The sequence below is a fragment of the Lactobacillus jensenii DSM 20557 genome (genome assembly GCF_001436455.1).
Classification (GTDB): Bacteria; Bacillota; Bacilli; order Lactobacillales; family Lactobacillaceae; genus Lactobacillus; species Lactobacillus jensenii.
Map to the genome: position 1 here is coordinate 108,333 of NZ_AYYU01000002.1, position 7,586 is coordinate 115,918.

Consider the following 7,586-nt stretch of genomic DNA (forward strand, 5'->3'; position numbering starts at 1 on the left):
ACTTAACTTTTAAAAGGTCTAGGTTTTCCTAGGCTTTTTTAATTTCTTAAATTACTTGAAGCTGTTAAGATAGAAAGAGCGAATTTACTTAGAAAGAAGGATCAATTGATGTCATATTCTGAGCAACTGCTTGATGCAATTGAAAAACATGATTTTTCTCAAAATAATATCCTTTTAAAAAAGGCACTTGATTCTGACAGTAGTGAGCTTCTCGCAGCTTTGGCTGAGAACTTAACAGATATGGGTTTTAGTGATATGGCAAAAGATGTTTACCGTGCATTGATTGCTAAGAATCCTGAAGAGGACTTGTTTAAAGTTTATCTAGCCGAGATCTTATTGAATGATGGTCAAGATGATGATGCTTTAAGCTTACTTTATAGTATTGATGAAAATAGTGATAGCTATTTGGAAAGTTTATTAGTACAAGCGGATTATTATCAATCACTTGGTTTGCTTGAAACTGCTCAAGCTAAATTACAAGAAGCACATGAATTAGCTCCTAAAGAAGATGCAATTATTTTTGGACTAGCCGAATTAGCTTATTCAACTGGTAAAAATGAATTGGCATTGCACTACTATCAAGATTTAGCTACTAGACAGAAGCACTTTGGAGAAATTAATTTACGCGAGAGGATTTTTGCTAGTTTAGCTAAATTAGGTCGCTATGAAGAAGCCAGTGAAATAATCAAACAATATGGACAGGACTTTATTGATATTGATACGCGATATGAAGCTGGCTTAGTTCTGTTAAGTACAAAAGATTATAAAAAGGCGATTGAATACTTGACGGGTGTATTAGAGCAGGCAAATGATTATGTAAATGCCTATCCATTACTTGCACAAGCTTATGAAGCAAATGGTGATAATGAAAAGGCTCTAGAAACGGCTCAAACAGGTTTAACCTATAATGAATACGATGAGACTCTCTACGCCTTAATCGGGCGCGTAGCGGCTAATAGTACTAAATATGAACTTGCAGTTGATATGCTCAAAAAAGGTTTGACCTTTGCCCCTGAAAATATGGATTTACGAGTTCAATTATCAAACCTATATCTTTATTTGAAAAAAGACGAAGAAAACTTGCACTTGTTCCAAGAGATTGATGATGAAAATCTTGAGCCACAAGCTAGGTGGAATATTGCAGTTTCACTCTATCATTTGGAAAAATATCAAGAGTCACGCAAAGAATTCTTGCTTGCTTATCCAAACTTGCAAAATAACGCTGAATTTTTGAAAGATATGATTCGACTATTTAATATTGATGGAGAACGAGGGGTATTGAAAGACTTACTTCAAAAGTATTTGAAGTTAATTCCAGATGATGAGGAAATGCTAGACTTATATGATGAACTAGTATAACCAATAAAAAGAACCATATAGAAATATATGGTTCTTTTTATGTAGCTTTTCAAAGTGAAAATATTATTATTTTTTATGTATAAATGAGATATACATACCTCTAAAGTGGTAAAATAGTAACGTATGTTGTAAAAGTTATTATTGTATAAATTAATATTAATTAAATACAATCTACAACAAATATATCTATTGTAATAAAGGGAATATTCCCGTGGGAGGTTATTATAATGGGAGTTTCAAAAAATAATTTCCGAAATAAAATGGAGCAGTCGTCAAGACAAGTTCAACACTTCGGTTTTCGTAAGTTTTCTGCTGGCTTGACGAGTGTTTTGCTTTCTACTTCATTGTATTTTGGATTTATGGGATCTGGTGCACAAGCTACCACAACTCCGTTAAGTCAATCTAGTTCAGAAAGTACTGAGCAGACAAGTTCAGCAAGTTCGTCATCGGCACGAAGTGAGCTGAATAAAGAAATTGTATCTAGCTCAACTAGTTCTTCAGTTAAGAAGGCTGATAAGACAGATTTACAAAAGCTTTATGATGAAGTTATTAAGAGTGAAGTAAAGACTCAACTGGCTTCACAGTTAACTTCTGTAAAATCTATTCTTGATAATGACAACGCTTTACAAACTGAAGTTGATACTGCTTTAGCTAACTTAAAGCAAGCTTATATTAAGGCTTTAAGTGATAATGCGAAAAAGCAAGAACAAGCACAAGAAATTAAGACTAGTGAAGCAGGGGCTACTAAGCAAACACAGGAAACACAACCTGTTAATAATAGCTTGAATGTTGTGAAGGTGAAAACTCAAGATGCACTTTCAGTTGCTGATCTTACTACTAGCTTAATTGCAGAAACACCAACTAGTGCTAATACAGCTGATACTACTGGTGCTGATACTGAAACTATTTCTACTTCAGAATCAACTCCAAATGGTATCGAACAAGTAGCAAATCAATCAGCTACAACTGCAGTAACAAATGCAAATGAAGTTTCTACTAGTGGTGATCAAACTTTAAATCGTACTAAGCGTGAAGCTAATACTAACTTTGTAGTTACTGACAGTACTAATACTAACGCTATTCAAGGACGTAACATTAAGGTAACTTTCCTTGGTGGTAACCAATTCTATACTCGCGGCGGGGATGCAAATCACCCAATGGGTGCTGTTAACCCTGGGGTTGATGTGCAGCCAGGTTACTATGTAGCAGCTGTATCATTCCCAGGTAAAGCTGGAGATACTGTTAAGATCACCCTTCCTTATGTTAAGGGATTTACACCAAGTAAGTTAGGTGCTCAAGCTGACTTACCAGCTTCAGTTACTGCACAAAATGAAGCAACTATTACTGGCTCTGATGGCAGAAAGTACTTAGTTGAAACTTACAGCTTATCAAATAACATCGAAAGTTTGGTAACTGTTTACTTCGAATACCAAAATAATGGTTATTGGATTGTACAAGGTGACAATGCACCAGAAGTGTATAACGTTTCATCTTCTGATTTAGGAGATAAGACTTTCCAAATTAAAGCCGTTATTGGTGGTGGCGAAAATCCAGAACAAGATAAAGATAAACAAGAAGGTTCTGCAGACTTTACTACTCACTTAAGTGAAGAAATCAGTTTTGCTAGAGTTTCTGACGACTCCAGCTTAGTAGCTGGTCAAGGTGAAGATCCTTATGCTTCCGGTACTTCAAAAGCTGTTGCAGGGAAAGACTTCTCAGCATTCTTACATATTTGGGATAATTCATCATTACCACCTAACAATGGTCATGGTGTCTATTGGGGAATTTATGGTGGTACTAACTTAGGTACTACTATTACTATTCCAACTCCAGAAGGCTATCAATTGAATATTGACGAAACTATGAAAGCCAATGGTTGGGATAGTGCTGGTTATCACATTACTCAGGAAGCTCCAGGTAAAGATATCGTAATTAAGATTGATAAGGGTTACGGTATTATGTACCAAGATAAACCTCAACCATCTTATCGCTTGATTGGTAAATTTACCCAAGCAACACCAGCTTCTGATACTAGCCTTTGGGCCTCAGGTCCTGTTAAAATTGAAAAAATTAATAACTATGATTCTACTGGCAAGCCAATCGTTATTTCATATACTGGTGACTCAACATTTAATAAAACTCTGTTAGGTCAAAGCAGTATTGATAGCGCTAAGCAAGCTTCTAAGACTATTGATCCAACTACAGGTATGCCTACAGACGAATCCGCTATCAGCACAAACTATGGTAGTGTAAATTCATATAAGGCACCTAAGAGAAACAATGAAAAATTGTTCTTAGATGCTGAACCTGATGACAGTGAAGGATCATTTAGATTTGATAATGGTACTGCCCAAAACTTCACCACTAAAGATGGGGATGTCACATTAAACTTTACCTTTGACAAGAAGCTTAATGTTTATAAATTAAGTACTCCAAGTGCAGCATACATGGAAGGTACTAGTTTAATTAATGAATATCACTATACTTTAACTCGTGCAGATGGTTCTACTCAGACTGGTAAGATTGATGCAGGTGGTACAATTGAAAATGCCAATCCTGCTTCTGCAGTAGTAAGCATTGTGTTAACTCCAGATCAAGTATCTTCAGCTACAATTGTTAGACACTACTTTGATAAATATAATGAATTTACTTTCTATGGTCATGTAGTAAATAAGAATGCAGCTACTGGTGAAACTAAGTCAAATATTGGTGATCAATTAACTGCTACTTTCCAATTTAAGTCAACTAATGCCCAAGGCGTTGTAATTAACTCACCAATTGCAACTTTGACTCAAACAGTTGATGAAACTTCTGCCTCACTTAAATTTGAAGCTTTGCCTGATACTAGTGTTCAAGCTGGTGATAAATCCGGTTGGAATATTCGTGGGTTATATGACAATTCAAGTAAGACTGCTAGTGGATATAGTTCATATGAACCTATTATTTACTATGTATTACCAAAGGGTATTACTTACCGTAATACGCCAGGATTAGGTGCAGGCAACTTTACTGCTGGTGGTAACACTGCCATTCCTAAAGTTTCAACCTTTATTAACTCAGAAGGCGAACAAGTAATTAAAGTTGACTATAGTGGAACTAAGTCATACTACACTTGGCCAAAAGATGAAGATGGTATCAATGATCAATACGACATTGGTGCGGTTCCAGGACTTGATATGATTGCTGGCGATTATAAAGGGGCAGTTTATATCAAGTCAACTACACCAATGGATACAACTTTGAATCTTAAAGCAACTAGTGATGATGCGCAGAAATTGCTTGACTTGGCTGGGGATGCCACTAATCTTTACCACGTATCTGATTTAACCTTTAAAGTTAACAGTGGTGATATTGTTAACACGGTAACTTCTGCTAAGGTTGATAATGGTGCTTGGAAAGATATTGTAAAAACAGATGTCAATCCAAATCACTTCAAGGATCATACTGTTTCATTTGGTTGGACTTTGAACAACCAAGCTTCTGATGAAGTTAAGGGAATTGTTTCAGTGGCAGAAATTCCACAAATAAACAAACATGGAAACGAATTGGACTTCCAACTATCAGGTCCAATTACTTTGCCAAGCAATTTAAAGGGTGCCAAAGCCTACTACTACACTGGCGACTTCAATATGGATAATACTGAAGTTAGTGGTAAGCCTGATCTTTCTACTTGGCAAACTGCTGATCAAATCACAGATTGGTCCAAGGTTAAGTATGTTGCTGTATCAATTGATTCACTTCCAGCTAAGTCTTCATCTGGTAGAATTGAAATTTCTGGTCACATTACTAAAGCTCGTTATTCTAACGCAGGAACTGGTTTCTTACCAACAATTACCTATACTAAGAAGCCAGATAATTCAGATAATGGACCTTTATCAATCTTAACGATGACTGGTGCGGATGGTCGTCGTCGGGCTGCTGAAGTTGATGCTACTGTTGTGGACTCACTTGATGTTAAGGCTGTCTTTCCAACTGATTCTGGAATTTCGGATATTGACTTAGGTCGTGGCCCAGTATATACACCAAATGAAGGACAAATCTATAGTCAAAGTGATTATCCAGACTCAATGGCTGAGGGTAAGATTCCTGCAGGCTGGAAACTAGATAAGAAAGTCTTAGTTGATAATAACGGCCAAGAATATGCTTGGGGTAGATCAGTATTTTACTTAATTTCTGGTGAGCCTAACTTTACTGACTTACATGTTGAATTCCGTTACATTCACAATCAAAGAACTATCACTCCAGGTGACTTCCCAGATAAGGATAAATCTGCCCCAATTGATGGTGTAACTTACCGTGACGTAGTCAAGACTGTAACTCGTACTATTAGAGTTCACAAGACTGATGGTACTGTTGAAACAACAACGCAACCAATCGATTTTTACAGAACCATTACTTATGATGAAGTAGATAAGAAGATTATTTCAACTAGTGCTTACAAGCCTGACGACAGTTTATGGGCAGCATATTCAGTACCTTCAGTTCCAGATAAGGTTACTGTTTACACTAAGACTATTAACAGCAAGACTACTGACCCAACTATCCTCGCTGATGGTAATGTTCCTGAAGAAACTATTGACGCTACTACTAATGATGAATTTGTCGATGTTTACTACCAAGATCCAGGTACCAAGAAGCCAGATGTTCAAAAGACTGTAACTCGTACTGTTACTGTTAACTTCCCAACTGGCTACAATGTTGATGCTACTGCTTTGAAGGCACATGATGGTAATGGTGTAACTACTACTGTTAATGGTCAAACTGTTACTAGAACTTACACAACTACTATGACTAGAACTGTAAGTTTGAAGAGTGATGGTACTTGGCAAACTACTGACTGGCAATACACTAACCAAAACTGGCCTGGTGTAACTAGTGGTGATGATTTATTACCAGCAATTACTAAATACACCCCAACTGTAACTGATAACACTAAGCAACAAACTATTGCTTCAATTAACGCAGAAGTAGTTAACGAAAATACTCAAAACGAATCATTTACTATTAATTACAACGAAAATGGTGTAATCCAAATCGTTGCTGTTGATAAGTCTGATAACAATAAGCCAATTTCCTTAGGTGATTTAAGTACCACCATGGAAGGCCAAGATGGTACTACCATTGATCAAACTACTTTAAGTGGATACATTAATTCTATTAAGCAAAAGTTAGCTGGTCAAAACTACAAGTTTGATTCTCAAACTCCAACTGCAAACCCGACTACTTATGCTGATCAAACTGTTACTCTTTACTTCACTCACAACACTCAAAGCTTTACTCCAGAAAACAAGCCAACTGATGCTGAAGATCTAGAAAAGACTATTAGTAGAACTGTTACTGTTAACTTCCCAGACGAAGCCCATGCTCAAGCTTTTGCAGGTAAAGCTGGCTATACTGTCAACGGTAAGTCTGTAACTAGAACTGACACTGCAACCTTTACTAGAACTGCAACTAAGGACTTAGTAACTAATACTTACTCATACACTCCTTGGGTAGTTAAGGGTACTAGTCAAGCGAGCGCAACTTTACCAGGACTTAATTATGGTGAAGCATTCTTACCAGAAATTGCTCGTTATGCTCCTGATAGATCAAGTGTTAACGCAGTCACAATTGATGATGCTTACATTAAGGCTGGCACTACCCCAGAAAGTGTAACCATTAACTATGCACCATCTTCAACTACTTTCCAAGTGGTATTGGAAGACCAAGATGACGGCAATAAGGTTGTTAAGTCATTCACCTTTAATAACAAAGTAGGTGAAACTCACACTTACACTGACGCTGAAAAAGCTTTACCTTCAAACTATGAATGGGCTGATGAAAACAACAAGTTAGGTGACAGTATCACCCTTAGTGACACTACTCCTGCCTTGACTGTTTACTATGTAAAGCACATGCATAAGACTACAACTGGCACTAAGGATATCAACAGAACTATTGATGGTACTAAGCCAGATGGCAGCACAATTAATTATAGTGACAAGGTAACGTTTAACTTACACCACTGATACTGACTTAGTAAATGGCAAGACTACTACTAAGTACGATCATGACAGCCAAAGCTTTAATGCAGTACCAGACACTGTTGCACCGGCAAGTATTGATGGCTACAGTCGTGTATTAAACGGTGGTACTTTAGACAGTCAAGCAGTAACTCCAAATAGTAGCGACATTAATGTCCACGTAAGTTATATTGCAAATGATCAAAAGATTTTAATTAAGGCCTA

Annotated in this window: 2 protein-coding genes; both read left to right on the plus strand. The window is 36.8% G+C overall.

Features of this window, described 5'->3' with window-relative positions; translation table 11 throughout:
* Positions 1-108: 108 nt before the first annotated feature.
* Positions 109-1,359: a tetratricopeptide repeat protein gene (locus tag FC45_RS01260; protein WP_006584594.1), complete on the plus strand. Its 1,251-nt coding sequence runs from the start codon at positions 109-111 to the stop codon at positions 1,357-1,359.
* 227 nt (positions 1,360-1,586) lie between these two features.
* Positions 1,587-7,367 (plus strand): mucin-binding protein, encoded by a 5,781-nt coding sequence (locus FC45_RS07845; protein WP_236694505.1) that lies wholly within the window; start codon positions 1,587-1,589, stop codon positions 7,365-7,367.
* Positions 7,368-7,586: the final 219 nt, after the last annotated feature.